This is a genomic window from Pedobacter faecalis (assembly GCF_030182585.1).
GTDB lineage: Bacteria > Bacteroidota > Bacteroidia > Sphingobacteriales > Sphingobacteriaceae > Pedobacter > Pedobacter faecalis.
On record NZ_JARXOW010000003.1, the window covers coordinates 90,986 to 108,794 of the forward strand.

Consider the following 17,809-nt stretch of genomic DNA (forward strand, 5'->3'; position numbering starts at 1 on the left):
TGGGCTTAAAGATAAAAAATTGGCGCTTACTTTGCTAATATCCATAGATATGGCAAACAACAGCAAAATCAATGTCCCCGCGCTAATCATCAATGTAGCAATTACGCTTTCAGTGGGTTTTATCGGCAGCTTTTTCACACGAAGTTCTACCGACACTTGGTACAGAGGTATCAATAAGCCATCGTTTAACCCGCCCGACAGTGTTTTTGGACCAGTCTGGACTTTGTTGTATATTTTGATTGGCATTGCGGCATACCGGGTATGGCAGAAACGCGATACGATCACTCATTTCCCACGTACCTTTGCTATTTATGCCATCCAGTTAATATTGAACTTGCTGTGGTCATACATATTCTTCTATCTTCGCGATCCCGCAATGGCTTTGGTAGAGATATTTATTCTTCTGGCAATGATTGTTGTGAACGCAATAGTGTTTTATAAGGTAGACAAGGCATCTGGTCTGCTTTTTATTCCTTATCTTTTGTGGGTAAGTTTTGCTACTGTATTAAACTACAGCATCGTTCAGCTGAATTAGTGATATGTATGGAAAGCCTGTAATATTTAAGCTAAATGAAACGATTTCGCCTGTCTGTCTTGTTTGTTCTTTTTTCGGTGACTGCCTTTGCACAGGGCGCCGACATCGATAACTTTATCGTAAAGGAGAGTCTTCTGAAAAACCAGAAGCTGGCCGTAATTGCGACTGATTCGCTCGGAAACCCTATGGAGCATATTAAAGGTGTTTACACCTTTACGGTAAGCGGCTTTAAGCATGAGTTGAATTTCAACGACGGGGTGGCCGTGCTTCCTATGCAACTGGAGCGCTCTGCTTTTGTGTACGTAAAGCATAAAAACATGAATGGCACGCATTCCCGTTTGCTCTATGTGTACGAGAATGACGGGGCATTGAATCCGTTTACCATTAGTAGCTTCTGGCTTGTCATGTTCCCGGTGATCATTGTTCTGATTGCGCTGGCTTTCAGGAAATTCATCATCTTCGCCGTTGTCATTCTACTGATCTACATTTACTTCAATCACAGCAACGGATTAAGTCTGTCTACCTTTTTCGAGACGGTGTTTGACGGTCTGAAGTCTATTTTTTAGGCATTAGAACGGCATGCCTATACCGAAGTTGTATTGAACAAAGCGGTAGCGTTCGGGGCTGTGCGATATAGCGTAGGCATCCTTAAATGCGCGTCCGCCATTGATGAATTTCTTAATGACCCATTGCTCTGAGCCGTCAAACTGCGGATCCTTAAGTTTCAAACCAACGTCGAACCGAAATACAAAGTATTGAACATCATACCGGAAACCCATTCCTGTGCCCAGGGCTATCTGTCGACCAAGCTTACTAAAATCAAAGTGGGTTTCGGGATTGGTTGAATTTTTGGAAATGTTCCACACGTTACCAGCATCTAAAAACACTGCACCTTTTAACTGTGCTCCGAAAAATCTGTTGAGAAGTTTATACCGGTACTCCAGGTTGGCTTCTATATGCGTATCGCCCAACTGATCAATCCCAAACAGTGCGCGACGGGTCTCTTCGTCGGGTATGCTTTCTCCCCTGTTATAATTGCCTGGCCCGAGGGTACGTGCCTGCCAGGCCCTGATGCCGTTAGAGCCTCCCGCAAAAAACAACTTCTCAATAGGCATTACCAATGAATTACCGTAGGCATAACCAATTCCGGCATTGACGCGGGCAACAAACTGCTGGGCGCCCCCCAGGCCCTTATACCACCTGAAATCGACCTCAGGCCTGATGTATTGATTATAAGGCAGCCCAAATATGGTCGTGTATTGGTCGGCAGCCGGATTTGATCGCGTTCCCGTAAGCCGGGATACCAGATCGAGCATGTTGCCGGCAACATCCATATTGGCCCGAAGATAAACGAAGTCATTGCCAGTGAGCAACTTATCAAAATTCAATGAGAAGGTATATTTGCTGCCGAGCGTGATGTTTCTACGCGCCAGCAAAATGATATTGTAGGTGTTACTCTCAATGATACGCTGACCGAATTCTGAATCCGGATCGAGCAGAAGCTTGCCGAAACGATATTCGAAATTCAAGGGTGTTACGGTGTGATATTTCGATTTGGACTCCACAAACTCATAAGTGACTGAGTTCAACAGCACATGGCGGTCAAAAATGTCTTTCTGCTGCGCATAGACATAACTGGTTGAGAAAATCGTGCGTGGCATCCCTCCCCGGCGGCCTGGCCTTGCGGTAATCAGCGGAAGCATAAGTCGCGGCACACTCAGGTTAGCGCTCAACGAGAAATCGCGCTGATAAATATCGCTGAACAGCGCACTGCCCCGGCCTAAACGGGATTGCAGACCGCCCTTAACCTGGAACTCAAAGCGTTCGGCACCCCTGAACATGTTGTTATTGGTATAGGTGTTGCTCAGTGTAAAGCCCACCGTTCCGGCATTAAAGGGCACCTCACCCTCAATCCGGTTACTCATGATCTTCTGCGGGATGAGCTGTATTACGGGAAAGACTTTGCTGCCACTATCGGGCATTTTATTGTAATCAATCTTTACGTTTTTAAAGACATTGAGCTCATACATCCGGTTGTACGTCAGTTCTTCATTCCGAATGTCGTAACGCTCGCCCTGCGTCAGAAAATTGTATCGGGAAATGGGATTTCGCCGGAACTTTCCGGACAGATCTGTATATCGAAGTCCGCGAAAAACCCTGGGATTCATTGAAATCGTATCCGGAAACCCATCGGCATCGGGTGCGATGATAAGATTGCCCTCACCTATGGTATACTGCTGATGCGCGGGTCTGTCGACCGGATTGTCAATAATCAGCGTAATATTGGCTTTACTCGCATTCAGGTTGGAGTCGACCGTATACTTCACATAGGGCCGGGAAAAGTCGAAGTAACCATTTTCCCGCATTACCTCGTAGATCCTGTCGCGCTCCAGCGCCAGCGAATCATCGTCATAGCGCTCGCCAGACCTGATATGGGTAAAGGCAGCCTTGTTGCTCAGATAGATGTCTTTGACCACCGGATCCGGAATGTCATAAGCAATGTCATTGAACGAGAAAAGCGGACCTGGCGAGGCGGTAAACCTCACCTTTGCGCGTTTACGCTTTACACTTATATCTGACTGAACACGTGCGTTGAAGTAACCTTTGCTCATCAAAAATTTCTCTACCTGCGTCCGTGAGATCTCGACCAGCGTACTGTCTAGAATAGGCGGCGGTGTTCCGAGCGGTTTTATACCACTGGTTTTATATCTGCCGTCTTTCGTATTAAAGATATTGTATATCCAGACATTGATGCCAATACCCGATATCGGACGGATGTCTTTCTGAATGTAATTGTAGGCTTCTTCTTCAAAGGCTTTATCGACACTGTCGATGGTGACTTTTTTGACGATAGACTGGTAGTCTGCAATATATTTTGTGGATGAACACCCTGTAGCAATGACGATAATAAATAGTATTATTGCAAGGTCAAGAACATTGCTTTTAGTATTCGGGTATGCTTTCAAAATCTCAGGTCAGTTTTATAAAATCTCTACATCAAAAAAAATACCGCAGGGAAAACGGGCTGTTTATTATTGAAGGTATAAAATCTATCTCAGAATTTCTTCAATCGCCGTATCGGGTGCACAGCATCTATTTTTTGCCGCAATTCCGTTCCGCATTACCTCAGCTGGCTGCAAATATAAAGTTATTTGAAGTAAACAACGCTGAGTTAGACAAGATTAGTACGCTGCAGGCTCCTCAGGGAATTATGGCGCTGGTGCATATGCAGCATAGCGAGGAGTTGTCCGAGTCCGAGCTAAGAAATACGTTCTCCCTGTTGCTCGACGGGATACAGGACCCGGGCAATCTGGGCACAATAATCCGCACGGCCGACTGGTTTGGCTTTAAAAATGTAATATGCTCGCCTAACACCGTAGAAGTGTATAACCCTAAGACTATACAAGCCACGATGGGTTCGCTTTGCAGGGTCAATGTGATGTATGCAGAACTGGAGAACCTCGTAAGGAGCACTGATCTTCCTGTATTTGCCGCGGTCTTAAACGGCACAAGCATCTACGATACAAAATGGGGACACGAGGGATTACTCATTTTAGGCAATGAAGGGCAGGGCATTTCGGAAGGATTGCTGAACCTGGTGAGTAAGCCTGTGACCATACCGAAGTTGGGTGGCGCCGAATCTTTAAACGTCGCGATCTCGGCGGCTATCCTCTGTGCAGACATCAGCAGAAATTTACACAAATAAATTGCATCCTAACTTATAATGTTTATTTTTGCAGCCTGATTTTATAGGGTCGAGTGGCCGAGTGGCTAGGCAGAGGTCTGCAAAACCTTCTACAGCGGTTCGAATCCGCTCTCGACCTCAGGATTTACGATAAATTAAAAAGACATGGCAGTTACCAGACTAAAGAGAAAAGACAGAAGAAATAAAACTTTTGCAAAGTTAGATGTTAAGCATTTGAAACAAGCAACCAACTTAGAGCTTGGAAGCCGTTCAAAGCAGTCTACTAAAGATCAGCTTGCTAAGAACAATGCTGTTTTAGCTCAGCTTGCTAAAGGTTAATTTTAAAATTGCCTGAAAGACCTGGCCTCCGCAATGCGGGGGCTTTTTTGTGCCCATAACCTTAGCGAAGGCCATGGCTTAGTTAACGAGAGATTTACAAATGGCTTTGATAAGTCCCGGTCCCTCATAGATAAACCCGGTATAGAGCTGCACAAGTGATGCGCCAGCGTCGAGCTTTTCTTTTGCATCTTCCGGCGAGTGAATGCCGCCTACCCCAATAATAGGAAATGCGCGATTTGATTTGCTGGAGAGATAACGGATCACTTCAGTAGAACGGCTTGCGAGCGGTTTGCCGCTAAGGCCACCCATCTCGTTTTTGACCGTATCTGAGGCGTACAAACCGTTGCGATCTATTGTTGTATTGGTAGCAATTACCCCTGCGATCTTCGTCTCTAATACAATCTCTACGATGTCATCCAGTTGTTCGTCGGTAAGGTCTGGCGCAATCTTTAAAAGGATAGGTCGGGATATATCGTTTTTCCGGTTGCGTTGCTGCAGGGTATTAAGCAATTCCATCAGCGGCTCCTTTTCCTGCAGTGCACGCAGGCCTGGTGTGTTTGGCGAACTCACGTTCACCACGAAGTAATCTACCACATCGAACAAGCGATCAAAGCATTTGATGTAATCACTTGTGGCCTCTTCGTTCGGTGTGTTCTTATTCTTGCCAATATTGCCCCCAATCACAATACCGGTGTTCTTTGCTTTCAGTATTCTCAGCCGCTCGGCAAGCGTATCTACACCTTTGTTGTTAAAACCCATCCGGTTGATCAATGCTGCATCCTCTTCCAGACGGAACATGCGCGGCTTGTCATTGCCGGGTTGGGGCAAAGGTGTTACCGTGCCCACCTCAATAAAACCAAAGCCAAGGTCGCTCAACGCTTCAATGTATTCGCCATTTTTGTCGAAGCCCGCAGCCAGCCCCACAGGGTTGCGGAAACGGATGCCAAATACTTCTCTTTCAAGCCCCTTGATGCTGACATCGAAACTGCTTCGCAAGATGGTTTTACCAAGCGGAAAATGCTCATGAAACCACTTCAGGCGTTTCACCACGAAATAGTGCACTTTCTCTGGATCAAACTTGAAGAATATGGGCTTAATTAGCTGATACATGGAGCGAAGATAGGAAAAAAACGTATTTTTGCGCCCAAATGATTTCAATAAACGACTTAACTTTTCTTATCGGCGCGAGGGCTTTGTATGATGAGGCGAACTGGCATATTAAACCGGGCGACAGGGTTGGACTGATTGGTGCCAACGGAACAGGAAAATCTACCTTACTCAAGATAATCGTTGGCGAATATGCGCCAACATCAGGGACAATTTCGATGTCGAAGGACTTAAAAATTGGCTACCTGAACCAGGATCTGCTTTCTTACGACTCTCATCATAGTATTCTGCATGTGGCCATGGAGGCTTTTGAACGTCAGAACCAGCTGCACGACGAGATCGAAGCGTTATTGAAGAAAATTGAGACCGACTACTCCGAGGAGGTGCTGAATAAACTAAGCGATAAACAGCAGGAGTTTGAGGCGCTTGACGGTTACAATATTGAATACCGGGCCAATGAAATCCTGGCGGGACTTGGCTTCAGCACGGAAGACCAGCAGCGTCCGCTGAACACCTTCTCGGGAGGCTGGCGTATGCGTGTTATGCTGGCTAAGATCCTGTTGCAGACACCGGACATACTATTGCTGGATGAGCCGACCAACCACATGGACTTACCTTCCATTAAATGGCTGGAAACCTACCTGATGGGTTTTGAGGGAGCCATCGTGATCGTTTCGCACGACAGATATTTCCTCGACAAGATCGTCAACAAAACGGTCGAATCAAGAAAGGGCAAACTGACCACTTATGCGGGCAATTACAGTTTCTACCTTGAAGAGAAAGCACTGCGTTCCGAAATACAACGGGGAGAATTTAAAAACCAACAGGCGAAGATCAAGCAGGAAGAACGTCTGATTGAGCGCTTTAAAGCTAAAGCCTCGAAGGCGAAAATGGCTCAGTCCAGAATGAAGGCGCTCGACAAGATGGAGCGTGTAGAGGATGTAGATGATGACAACCCGACGGTAAACTTCCAGTTTAAGTTTTCAAAACCTTCCGGCAGGCACGTTGTCCGGATTGAAAATGCTACGAAAAGTTACCCGAATGTCGCCATTCTTAACGATGCTGAAGCAGTGATTGAGAAGGGCGATAAGATCGCACTTATTGGCGCGAACGGTAAAGGTAAATCTACGCTTTTGCGCATCATAGCGGGGACGGAATCTTTTAGCGGAAAGTGTGAAACGGGACACAATGTAACAACTACTTTCTTTGCTCAGCACCAGCTTGAGTCATTGCACCTGGACAACACGATCCTGGGAGAACTTCAGGCCTTTGCGCCAAAGCATACGGACACCGAACTCCGCGGGATATTGGGCTGCTTTCTGTTTACTGGTGATGACGTCTTTAAAAAGATTCGTGTATTATCGGGCGGCGAGAAATCCAGGGTTGCGCTTGCGAAATCGCTTACCACGGATTCAAACTTCCTGATCCTTGACGAGCCGACCAACCACCTGGACATACAGTCGGTCAACATCCTGATCCAGGCACTTCAACAATATGAGGGTACGTTCATAGCGGTATCGCACGACAGGTATTTCCTCGACAATGTAGCCAATAAGATCTGGTTTATTGAAGATCAGAAAATTAAGGAATATCCGGGTACCTACGCGGAGTACGAAGAATGGAACAGTAAGCGTCCGCCGGCCAAGCCGTCGAGTATACCGGTACGGCCCGACAAGGAAGTGAAAAAAGTGGCCGAGGAAAAACCCGCTACTCCTAATCTCCAGCAGCAGCTGAAGAAACTGAACGATCAGCTGAAGAAGATCGAAACAGACATCAGCGATTTTGAAAGCCAGGTAAAAGCTATAGAAGCGGAGATCGCCGATGAACGCACTTATGCGGACTCAGCGAAATTAAATGATGCAAACACCCGTTATTCGGCCGCCAAGGCACTGCTGGATACCGCTCAGACGACCTGGGAAACGCTTGCTTCAGAAATCATGGAGCTCGAGGGAAAGTAATGAGGGCGGCGATATGGGTTCTGTTTTTATGGCTCATGGCAACCGCCCATAGTGTTCCGGCCCGCCAGGCTTTTACTTTTGAAAACAAGGTATATCAGCCCCATATCCGGACTGTGCAATGCTATAATCTTAACAAAGAGCAATGGATCCCTTTGGTTGTACTGGGGTCGGACGAGAAGTTGCTTTTTTCTTTCGACGATTTACGGGGCGGCTCAAGAATATACTGGTACACCATTGAACATTGCACGTCAGATTGGCAATCCTCGGGTCTTTCTACGACTGACTACATGGAAAGACTGCCGGAGGATCGGATCACGGACTATAAGTACTCCTTTGGAACACTGCAGAAATATACCAGTTACGCACTGGCCTTACCAAACGAGCAGGTCAGGCCTAAGATCCCGGGCAACTACCTATTGAAAGTTTACGAAGAGGGAGATCAAAGGAAACCCGTCGTGTCTCAGCGCTTCTATGTGCTGGCTCCCTCAGTGAATATTAGCGCGGATGTGGTGGCTAGCCCCCAGGTAGCCTTGCGGCAAACGAATCAAAAGCTGAACTTCACTGTTTTTCACTCTTCACCTATTCAGAATCCGTATGCCGACCTCAAGGTGCTGGTCATGCAAAATGGCAATCCTCTGCTTACTAAACTCAACACACGTCCTCAGTTTATCCGCCAGGGCTCGCTGGTATATACGGAAATGACCACCAATGACTTTCCCGGACTAAATGAGTACAGGAAATTCGACATCCGCAGTCTGCGGTATAAAGCCGAAAATGTTCAGCAAATTGTGCGTGATACCGGAGTGAGGGTCAGGCTTTTCGCTGATTTAAAAACTGCGGGCGACAAATACAGCAACCGGATTGACGAAGATGGCAGATTTTATATCCGAAACCAGGATGGCCGGGACGACCGCACAGAAAGCGACTATGTGAATGTCTCTTTTACGCTCAACGCTGTTGCACCGACGCGGGATGGAGAAGCTTATGTGGTTGGCCGGTTTAATAATTATCGGCTCGACGATGAATCAAGATTAACTTATGACGCCTCAAGTAAACAGTTTTCGGGCACAATGACGCTTAAACAAGGACTGTACGACTACCGGTACGTGTGGGTCGATAAATCTGCACATATGGCAGACCAGGCAGTGTTTGAAGGCTCTTTCTATGAAACCGGGAACACCTACCAGGTCTTTGTGTATTACCGGCGGCCTGGTTCGCGCTGGGAGGAGCTGATCGGCTTTACGGAAACCGATACAAGGGAAAGGTAAATCTGCCCTTTTGCCATAGATTACTTACCTTTGCCGCATGAATACACAAGGAAAGAGCCCTAAAGATTCCTTCACGATAATGAATGAGCTTGTGCTGCCCAACGACACCAATATGCTGCACAACCTGATGGGAGGCCGGCTGCTGCATTGGATGGATATTGCTGCGGCAATCACTGCACAGAAACATTGCAACCGGATTGTGGTCACGGCGTCGGTAGACAATGTATCATTTAAGCAGCCCATAAAACTTGGAGATGTGGTCACCATAGAGGCCAGGGTAACCCGTGCCTTTAACACCTCCGTCGAGGTCAGACTAGACGTATGGGCGGAGAATGTGCCCTCGGCGACCAGGAATAAATCTAACGAGGCTTACTTCACCTTTGTAGCACTTGATGCGGAAGGCAAAACAGTAGCTGTGCCCGAACTGGTACCTGAAACGGCCGAAGAAAAGGAATTATATGCGGGTGCCTTAAGGCGCAGGCAACTACGCCTGATACTTGGTGGTAAAATGCAGCCTAATGACGCCCTTGAATTGAAGGCGCTGTTCTTTTCAGAGTAGACGTTATTTTTCCGACATCTCTAATATCTTATCAAACTCCGAGGGCTTGAGCGACATCACCGATAATCGCCCCTGGCGAATCAGCGAGATGTCTTTCAGGCTTTCTTCTGCTTTGATCTGTTCCAGCGACACAGGATTTCTAAGTGTTTCTACCGGCGACAAATCCACCACCACCCAGTTGGGGTCCTCGGTGGTCGGATCCTGGTAATATTCACGTACTACTTTAGCTATGCCGACAACATGCTTACCTTCGTTGCTGTGATAAAATAATACCAGGTCGCCCTCCTTCATTTCTTTCAGATTGTTTCGTGCCTGATAATTGCGCACGCCGTCCCAGAAGGTACGCCCGTCTTCATTAAATTTCTCCCAGCTGTATTTGAAAGGTTCGCTTTTTACAAGCCAGTATTTAGTATCGCTCATGATCGTTTGTTGTTATGCAAATTTGATAAAATAGCCCGAAATAACCTCATATTAATAGTAATTCTCCCGGGGCTATATGCAATCACGACTTTAAACGTTATATTTAAAAACCTATAAATTAAATAAAAGAGCTATTCCATGAAATGTCCGTCTTGTAACGAAACACTCCTTATGAGTGAGAAAAAAGGTGTAGAAATTGATTACTGTCCGAATTGCCGGGGAATATGGCTGGACCGTGGTGAACTTGAAAAAATCATTGAACATTCCGCGAACCACTATGCTCAAAAAGACAACTACGAGCAGGACTACCGTAAATATGGATATAGTGATTATAATGATGATTATAACAAACGATATCCCCATAAAAAGAAGAAGTCGTTCCTGAATGATTTCTTTGATTTTTGATCCGGCCTACCGTCGGCCGCCCCACTTACTTACCCTGTAAGTAAATGAAAACATAAAATACCGTCCCAGGCGGTTTACCCGCCTGTCGACGGTAAAGTTCGCGTCGGATTCAAAAGAAATGCCCGTGTTCTGATTAAATAGATCAAACCCGTCTATTCTAAGGTTGGCCATGTCATTTTTCATGAACCGGTATTCAGCATACAAACGTAAAATCAGTGGGTTTCGTGCATTCTCCAAGCCGTAGTTGATTAACTTCGAAAAATTGTACCCGATCGTAAGATCTTTAAAAAAGAAGTTGCGTCCGTTGACACCAAGTTGAAGTCGACTAACTTCTCGATCCCTAAACGCATCGCCCTCTAGCGAATAACTTGTGTGATTCTGAGAATATGAGGTCTCGAACTCTGTGTCCATGACGTCCTTAATATCGATTTGGAATTCAAGTTCCTGACGCCAGGACGTATTTTTACCGATATTTCGGCTATTGTCTATAAACGTAACATTGTTTGACAAAGAGCCACTTCCAGAATAGGTCAGCGTATATTTTCTTTCAGCAAAAGGTTTGCTGTAAGAATACTCTGTCCCCATATTATAATAGCCGTCGGTATTGGTATAACTAGTTACCTGGTTCACTGTTCCGGGAATAAGCACCTTTGTTGTCACAATACGGTCCTTGGTGAGGTTATACCACGCCCTGGCATCGATCAAATAACCCAGCTTCCAGTCCGACTGCTTATAATGCGCATTTAAGGAATGGATAAACTCGGGCTTCAGATCAGGATTTCCGGTAACCGTGTTCTGAAGGTTAGAATTGTCCGTTATCGGTTGCAGCTGTAAAAAACCGGGCTGATTATTCCTCCCCCAATAATTCACATCAAAAGATTCCTGATTGGAAAATTTGTAAACGAACCTCGCATTGGGTATGACATTAAAAGTTTCCTTTCGGGTATCGATGTTCTGACTAAGGTTCTGGCCGGTAAGCACCGCCGGCTGCACGTTAACGCCAAGAGTATAGTTCAGTTTCTGATCGATAAATCTGTAATTCAAACCAATCCGATTGGTAATAAACTGATACTCATAATCGTTACTGAGGTTTGCGTTAAAAATCTCATCGCCGTTTATCACATCACGTGTGTCTCTGCTGCTTGAAGTTGCTGAACGGTTCCAGTTATAGCTTAGCTCAACAAAAGTTTTCTCCCATATAGGTTCCATATATGAGCCACCTGCATTTAGCCCCAGATTGTCGTTGGCATTACCGATCAACTGATGTTGCAACCTGGCCGAGTCAGGCAGATTAGGGCGTTCCGTGAGGTAATCGTTAAGTACATCCCGCGAGTTATCCCCGTTTGAGTAGTTAAAACTCCCCCAAAAACTGAAATTGCGACCTTTCTTTTGAAACTTATGGTTATAAAACACATTCGTGCGTGCGTTCAGGTTGTTTCCCTCATTAAAGTTTTCGCTATTGCGATCGGTACGCAGCCCTGGCTGTGTAATTTCAGAACCGCCGTTGCTCGTGCCTTCGTTGCCGTTATAGGCAATGCGGGGACTAACCTTCAGGTAATTCATGGTGTCAATTTTGTACTCCAGCTCACCTTCCAGTTCATGATTGAAATTTCGGCTTAGGCTATTGTTGCGGGAATCTTCGAGACGTATGTAATCTTCACCTTCAGCATTCCTAAGAAAATTCTGGGTAAGTGCGGAACTTATGGTATTGTTCCGGTTGTTGTTGAAGTTGTAGCTTGCGTTCCCGGAAATCTTTTCGTTCCACTGGTTCTGATAGTTGGCGCCAAACGCGTTCCGGGTATTGATTCCGTCTCCGCCGCCGCCCCGCATATTTGCATTGTTAAAGGTGCCATGAAGAGAAGTCATCCGATCCTTGTTCTTCATATTGGCACGTATATTTGTGTTGTAGCGATCTTCGCTTCCCAGCCCTCCTGAGACACGTGCAAAATATCCCTTGTCCTTATCAGGGTCGATGGTTAGGTTAAGTATCTTTTGAGGCTCACCCGTTTTTATCCCGGTTAGCTTGGCCTGATCCCCATAATCATCTATGAACTGCAGGTTCTTAATAATATCCGCAGGTAAGTTCTTTATCGCAGTAGCTACGTCTGTACCAAAGTAATCTTTACCGTTCACACGAATCTTGGTAACTGGTTCGCCCTGATTGGTCACGTTACCGTCCTGATCCACCTTAATGCCGGGCAACTTTCTCAGCACTTCGTCGACAGCATCTCCTTCGCGTACGGGAAAGTGTGCGGCGTTATAGCTCACCGTATCTTCCGTTACCCGTACCGGCGGAGCTCCGGAAATCACCACTGCGTCGAGCGTGTTGCTTGAAGGCTGTAACATGACCGGGGCCAGCGTTATGGTATTCCCTTTCTCGATGATGTATTCCTTTGTGAAGTTTTTGAAACCAATAAAAGCGGCCGATAGTGTGAACTGACGTGCCTTTACATTATTGAAGTTGAACTTGCCATCTCCGCTGGCCGACATAGCGACGCTGTCGGCCGCCCACTTTACACGCACCACGGCGCCCGGCAAAGGCAGGCCGGCGGTATCTACGACGATACCTTTAACAGTAAATGTCTGCGCTTTGGCATAGTGTGAAATACCCGTAAATACTACGAGGAATAAAATTATCCGCTGAAAAAGGCCCATTCTGGTTGTGTGTGTCCCGCAAAAGTACAACAAGCTAGTACAAACGGTTTTAGAGTAATTAACATGTTACACATTTCGAGCAGTTTCAAGGTGCGATACAAGGTATTTAAGTTTCTTGGAAACCTCTGTCCGACCGGATTGTTGTTCTCTTAAAAAGACACATTATGGGAAAGCTTAAGAATCTCTTTGCAGGACTGTGTGGTGCGGTCGCTTTAAATATACTGCACGAGTCGTTAAAGCATAAGCGTAACACACCTAGGATTGATTTGCTTGGAGAACAAGCACTTCAAAAGACTGTACGGCATCTGGGCGGAAACATCACCGATGAGCAAGCCCTGTATAACGCAACGCTCGCCGGAGACATCATCTCGAATACACTCTATTACAGCATGATCGGCAGTAAAAAGCAATCCAATATCTGGCTCAAAGCCATCACAATGGGACTGCTTGCAGGAGTAGGTGCCGTTAAGTTGCCCGAACCGATGGGGCTTAACGAGAAACCCGTGGCAAAAACAAAGACAATATCTGCTATGACCGTAGGATACTATCTCTTCGGCGCGTTGGTTACGGCCGCAGTGCTCACAGTCTCGCGGAGGAAATAAAAAAAGGGCTGTCTTTAGAAAAAACAGCCCTTTTTTTTGGAATAAATTCAGGTTACCCTTTACCTTTTAAAGCATCGTCGATACGTTGCGACAAGTCTTCCAGGTGAAATTTACTCATCCCTGAAGCTGCTGGTGTAGCAGATTTAATCGCCGACGAAAGCTCTCTCAGCTGAGCCTTAGCCAGTGAGACGGCATCGCTTTGCATCAGGTTAGAACCACCTCTGCCAGATGTGCTTCCCGCAGCAGGCGCTGGCGGCTCAAGCAAACTGATCACTGTGTTCACATACGTTTTTTGCAGGTTCCTGCGGTATACATCGATTTCTGTGTTCGACTTCAGCTCCGAGAATATTGAACCTTGCAAATCAGAGAACAGGTCTGTGATCTTATAAGCTGTAGGCCCGTCTGCTGCTTCGGCAGAGATAAGTTTGTTGAATGTGTTAGCGTTGACCAACCGGGCCAGGGCATTAATGTGCAAGCGGTTTGCTACCGATATCGGATCTTCGCCAATATTATCCAGCAGATTCTTATCGAGCAACCACTTCGGCGTGTTAAACACCTGAGCGCCCAGGAAATCCATCGCCTGCTTTTGGCGGGCGGCATTTACCCGGCTATACTGCGTGCCCGATTCCTCCATGGTTTTTGGCGTAGCATAAATACCACCAACATACTTAGCAACATGGCCTATATAGCGGCCAAATTGTCCAACCAGCTCACCATAAAGTGCTTTTGCATTATCGTACCCCTCATTGGGCTCTTTGCTGTACGCAAGAATATTTGGAACCAAACGCTTAAGGTTCTTGATCCCGTATTCCGACGCCAATACGGCATTGTCTCCGAGGTCTTCGCTCTGATTACGCGGATCGTTTGGATCAGTTTCTGTTCCAAACGCAAGTCTTGGATTTTCCGCAATTCGCTTAATAATCGTTTGGTTCGAGTATTTAGACTCATCTTCTGCAGTTTTATACTGAGGCAGCCACTTATAACCCCACTCTATCGCCCACATATCGTAATCACCGATTCGTGGGAAAATACCCTTCGCAGATATCTTATCTTCAGGTTGTGCAACGTAGTTAAAGCGTGCATAATCCATGATCGACGGGGTGTGTCCGTTCTTCTCTACCCATTGCTTATCTCTAAGTTTTTCAACCGGAACTGTTGCCGAAGAACCAAAATTATGGCGTAATCCCAAAGTGTGGCCTACCTCGTGCGATGAGACAAAGCGTATAAGTTCGCCCATCAGTTTATCGTCGAATTTCATTTTGCGCGCACCCGGATCTATCGCCGCAGCCTGAATGATGTACCAGTTACGCACCAGTTGCATAATGTTATGGTACCAGTTGATATGCGTCTCCAGAATTTCACCGGTCCGTGGGTCGTGCACGTGCGGACCACTCGCATTCGGTATATCCGAAGGCTTGTAAACGATTACACTATGACGCGCATCGTCAATGCTCCAGTTCGGATCATTTGGCGCAAGCTTAGCAACGATCGCATTTTTAAAGCCTGCTTGCTCAAAAGCCTTTTGCCAGTCGTTAACACCCTGGATCAGATAAGGGATCCATTTTTTTGGCGTTGCCGGGTCAATGTAATAAACGATCTGCTTTTTCGGCTCCACAAGCTCTCCGCGCTTATATCTTTCTACGTCTTCTGGTTTGGGTTCTAGCCTCCAGCGCGTGATAAGCGCCTGATTCTTGATACCTTGCGGGTTAGAGTCGAAATCTACGTATCCTGTGGCGAAATAACCCACCCTGGCATCAAAAAACCGTGGCTTCATCTGCTTTTTGGGAAGCAGAACCATGGAACTGTTCAGTTCATAAGTTACCGGAGTCGGCGATCCGGCCATAGCGGGCGGCATGCCTGGAATCTGAGCAGGTGTTTTGGTGTAAGTCTTCACCGTTCTGATTTCTATATTGGTTGGGTAAGACTTGATTTCCCTGATATAGGAGCGATCGTTTAACTGGTTGCTTAACGACAACGCTCTCTTAGCTCTTGACTCAAAAAAGAAAATTTCATTATCTCCATTCATATAATCTGTAACGTCGATTACGCTTCCTTTAACCTTAGTTACAGAATCGTTTGCCAGTGCCTTTATATCAAAAGACGCCACAAGAGGCTGAATGTTAGAACTCATCAACGAGCGGTACATGCCTTGCTCAGTAGAGTCAGCCGAGCGCTCGCCATAAGAGATCGTCCTGATGAAAATCTTATTCGCGGGGCCCTTTTCAAAGCTGATCACATTATCACCTATATGGTCGCCACCATAGCCCATCATGGAGGCACGGTTTCCCGCAGCAGCTTTACTGATCCTGTTTACCGTAAGGATCTCACGGCCAAGCAGGGAATCTGCGATTTCAAAATAATACCGGTCCTGAACCTGGTGAACCTTAAACAACCCATGGTCCGTTTTGGCGCTGTCGGTGATCACCTGCTTGTAAGGCTTAGGCCCGTTAGTTGGTGCAGCCGGACGGTTCATGGCATTTGGATTAGCCGCAGCCGGCTTTGCAGGCGGAGTTGCAGGCTTGTCCTGGGCATTGACATACGTAGCTGAAGCAAGGCCCAGCAATGTCAATAATACGTTCTTTTTCATTGTTGATCTAATAAGTTTGTTGGTGCTCTCAAAAACACAGGTTTGACTCCGGTGGCTTTGAAGCCCATAAAGGTAAGCGAGTTAGCGGACAGAAAAAATTGCTGAATATAACTTTACAGTTACAAAGCGGCCAAGCAAGTGCCTCAGTGTAGAATTTTAAATAACAGCTCTTTAAGAAGTTCACCATCAGTAGTGTTTCCTGTACTGTCGACCCCTTTGCTCTTAAGGTCGTATTCGCGAAGCATACTGATAATCTCAAATACTTTGTTGACCGGGTAAGTGCGCGCCGCAGTTTCATAATCTTTCACAAAGAAAGGGTTCACGCCAAGTTCTTTGGCTGCATCTCCACGGTTTTGCAGGTAATGATACTTGAGGATTTTAGAGAAATAGGCATTCAGATTGGCCATCACCATAACCATGGGATTGGCCTTGGGATTGTCGGCAAAGTAATTGATGACCTGGTTGCATTTCAACACATTCCGCGTAGCCAATGCTTTCTGGAGTTCAAAAACATTATACTCTTTACTGATCCCAATATTTTTCTGCACAAGGCCCGTGTCAATCACAACATCCTTTCCGATATTGAGCATCAGCTTCTCCACCTCATTAGCGATTTTGGAAAGATCTGCCCCAAGATACTCAGCCATCAGGGCAGACGCCTGCGGGTCGATTTTATATCCCTTTTCTTTCACAAGATCTTCAATCCAGGAGGCAAGTTTGTAATCGCGTACGGGATCCGACTGAAACACCAGGCCGTTCTTGTCGATGGCTTTATAAATCTTTTTACGCTTATCAAAGTTGGCATATTTATAGGCCAGCACCAAAATGGTCGTAGGCATGGGCTTTTCAAAATAGCTCAGCACAAATTCGGCCTGCTTACTGTTCCCCTCTACTTCTTTCGCCCACTTCAATTCCTGCGCCTCCTTAACGATCACCACCTGATAGTCCGACATCATCGGATAGCGCTTTGCCGCATTCATAATGGTTACCATGTCCGTATCCTTGCCGTATAAGACGGTTTGGTTAAATCCCCGCTCCATGTCATTGAGCGCGTTATGCTCTATATAACTCACAACCTGATCAATGTAGTAAGGTTCTTCACCATGAAGCAGGTACACCGGCTTAAACTTTCGGGATTTGATGTCTTTGATAATCTCAGCAGCAGTCATAGAATTGTTCAAACATAGCGGAAAACTTACATAATATTTTATCTATTTTTACAATATATGTCGTTTGTACCAACTGCCCTCAGTCTGCCGCAATATCCCTTCAGAATCACCTTGAAAGACTCCAGGCATTACATTTTTGATGAAGTACGCAGGAAACATCTGGTTCTCACGCCCGAAGAATGGGTACGCCAGCATTTTATTCAATATCTGATCAGCCGGAAAAACTTCCCTAAGTCACTTATACAGATTGAAGGCGGGCTGCAGCTCAACCGGCTGCAAAAACGAACAGATATTGTCATCTTTAATTCGCAGGGCGAAAAAATCATGATCGTTGAATGCAAGGCCCCTTCAGTAAAAATTACGCAGGCCACCTTTGACCAGGCTGCACGATATAATTCCGTACACAAAACCAGATGGCTTGTCGTTACAAACGGAATCAAGCACTGCTATGCACAAATTGACCATACACAAGGAAGCTTTGCATTCGTCGCCGACCTCCCTGAGTACACGTTGTTATAAG

General features: G+C 46.2%; 16 protein-coding genes and 1 tRNA gene. 11 read left to right on the top strand and 6 right to left on the bottom strand.

The features are described from left to right. The first annotated feature begins 49 nt into the window (after positions 1 to 49). Both QEP07_RS16140 and QEP07_RS16145 read left to right on the top strand, forming a co-directional pair. Positions 50 to 535, top strand: coding sequence for a TspO/MBR family protein (locus QEP07_RS16140; protein WP_256007548.1), 486 nt, complete (start codon positions 50 to 52; stop codon positions 533 to 535). 35 nt (positions 536 to 570) lie between these two features. Continuing rightward, positions 571 to 1,101 (top strand): hypothetical protein, encoded by a 531-nt coding sequence (locus tag QEP07_RS16145; protein WP_285011341.1) that lies wholly within the window; start codon positions 571 to 573, stop codon positions 1,099 to 1,101. Positions 1,102 to 1,104: 3 nt separating this feature from the next. On the opposite strand, the gene tamL is transcribed toward QEP07_RS16145, so the two are convergent. Then, entirely contained in the window at positions 1,105 to 3,501 is a 2,397-nt protein-coding gene (gene tamL / locus QEP07_RS16150) for a translocation and assembly module lipoprotein TamL (RefSeq protein WP_285011342.1), read from the bottom strand. Here tamL and QEP07_RS16155 point away from each other — a divergent pair. The 3 genes from QEP07_RS16155 (at position 3,492) to QEP07_RS16165 (ending at position 4,559) form a co-directional block, all read left to right on the top strand. Next, positions 3,492 to 4,241 (top strand): TrmH family RNA methyltransferase, encoded by a 750-nt coding sequence (locus tag QEP07_RS16155; protein ID WP_285011343.1) that lies wholly within the window; start codon positions 3,492 to 3,494, stop codon positions 4,239 to 4,241. The genes tamL and QEP07_RS16155 overlap by 10 nt on opposite strands. 47 nt (positions 4,242 to 4,288) lie before the next feature. Further along, a tRNA-Cys gene (locus tag QEP07_RS16160) sits at positions 4,289 to 4,359 on the top strand. A 26-nt stretch (positions 4,360 to 4,385) separates the two neighbouring features. Further along, positions 4,386 to 4,559 carry a spore protein gene (locus QEP07_RS16165; protein WP_256007552.1) on the top strand — a complete coding sequence of 58 codons (174 nt, stop codon included), beginning with the start codon at positions 4,386 to 4,388 and terminating at the stop codon, positions 4,557 to 4,559. A gap of 78 nt (positions 4,560 to 4,637) precedes the next feature. On the opposite strand, the gene QEP07_RS16170 is transcribed toward QEP07_RS16165, so the two are convergent. Continuing rightward, positions 4,638 to 5,669, bottom strand: a complete 1,032-nt coding sequence (locus QEP07_RS16170) for a quinone-dependent dihydroorotate dehydrogenase (RefSeq protein WP_285011345.1) — start codon at positions 5,667 to 5,669, stop codon at positions 4,638 to 4,640. A 38-nt stretch (positions 5,670 to 5,707) separates the two neighbouring features. On the opposite strand from QEP07_RS16170, the gene QEP07_RS16175 reads away from it, so the two are divergent. Genes QEP07_RS16175 through QEP07_RS16185 form a run of 3 tightly spaced genes read left to right on the top strand, consistent with a single transcriptional unit; the run spans position 5,708 to position 9,451 of the window. After that, on the top strand, positions 5,708 to 7,624 hold the full coding sequence (locus QEP07_RS16175) for an ABC-F family ATP-binding cassette domain-containing protein (protein WP_256007554.1): 1,917 nt from the start codon (positions 5,708 to 5,710) through the stop codon (positions 7,622 to 7,624). Between the two features lie 35 nt (positions 7,625 to 7,659). After that, positions 7,660 to 8,892 (top strand): type IX secretion system plug protein, encoded by a 1,233-nt coding sequence (locus tag QEP07_RS16180; protein ID WP_285011348.1) that lies wholly within the window; start codon positions 7,660 to 7,662, stop codon positions 8,890 to 8,892. A 37-nt stretch (positions 8,893 to 8,929) separates the two neighbouring features. Next, complete coding sequence (locus QEP07_RS16185; protein WP_285011349.1) at positions 8,930 to 9,451, top strand: acyl-CoA thioesterase; 522 nt, start codon at positions 8,930 to 8,932, stop codon at positions 9,449 to 9,451. A gap of 3 nt (positions 9,452 to 9,454) precedes the next feature. Here the strand turns inward: QEP07_RS16185 and QEP07_RS16190 are convergent, their stop codons facing one another. Further along, positions 9,455 to 9,871: an EVE domain-containing protein gene (locus QEP07_RS16190; RefSeq protein ID WP_285011351.1), complete on the bottom strand. Its 417-nt coding sequence runs from the start codon at positions 9,869 to 9,871 to the stop codon at positions 9,455 to 9,457. Positions 9,872 to 10,042: 171 nt separating this feature from the next. Here QEP07_RS16190 and QEP07_RS16195 point away from each other — a divergent pair, with 171 nt between their 5' ends. Beyond that, positions 10,043 to 10,276: a TFIIB-type zinc ribbon-containing protein gene (locus QEP07_RS16195; RefSeq protein WP_370687737.1), complete on the top strand. Its 234-nt coding sequence runs from the start codon at positions 10,043 to 10,045 to the stop codon at positions 10,274 to 10,276. Positions 10,277 to 10,282: 6 nt separating this feature from the next. Here QEP07_RS16195 and QEP07_RS16200 read toward each other — a convergent pair whose 3' ends face one another. After that, entirely contained in the window at positions 10,283 to 12,931 is a 2,649-nt protein-coding gene (locus QEP07_RS16200) for an outer membrane beta-barrel protein (protein WP_285011353.1), read from the bottom strand. A 164-nt stretch (positions 12,932 to 13,095) separates the two neighbouring features. Between QEP07_RS16200 and QEP07_RS16205 the strand changes: the two genes are divergently transcribed. Next, complete coding sequence (locus tag QEP07_RS16205) at positions 13,096 to 13,533, top strand: hypothetical protein (protein WP_256007560.1); 438 nt, start codon at positions 13,096 to 13,098, stop codon at positions 13,531 to 13,533. Between the two features lie 52 nt (positions 13,534 to 13,585). Here QEP07_RS16205 and QEP07_RS16210 read toward each other — a convergent pair whose 3' ends face one another. Both QEP07_RS16210 and holA read right to left on the bottom strand, forming a co-directional pair. Beyond that, positions 13,586 to 16,120, bottom strand: coding sequence for a zinc-dependent metalloprotease (locus QEP07_RS16210; protein ID WP_285011355.1), 2,535 nt, complete (start codon positions 16,118 to 16,120; stop codon positions 13,586 to 13,588). A gap of 143 nt (positions 16,121 to 16,263) precedes the next feature. Continuing rightward, positions 16,264 to 17,289, bottom strand: a complete 1,026-nt coding sequence (gene holA / locus QEP07_RS16215) for a DNA polymerase III subunit delta (RefSeq protein ID WP_285011416.1) — start codon at positions 17,287 to 17,289, stop codon at positions 16,264 to 16,266. A 57-nt stretch (positions 17,290 to 17,346) separates the two neighbouring features. Between holA and QEP07_RS16220 the strand changes: the two genes are divergently transcribed. Beyond that, positions 17,347 to 17,808, top strand: coding sequence for a type I restriction enzyme HsdR N-terminal domain-containing protein (locus QEP07_RS16220; protein ID WP_256007563.1), 462 nt, complete (start codon positions 17,347 to 17,349; stop codon positions 17,806 to 17,808). Position 17,809 lies beyond the last annotated feature (1 nt).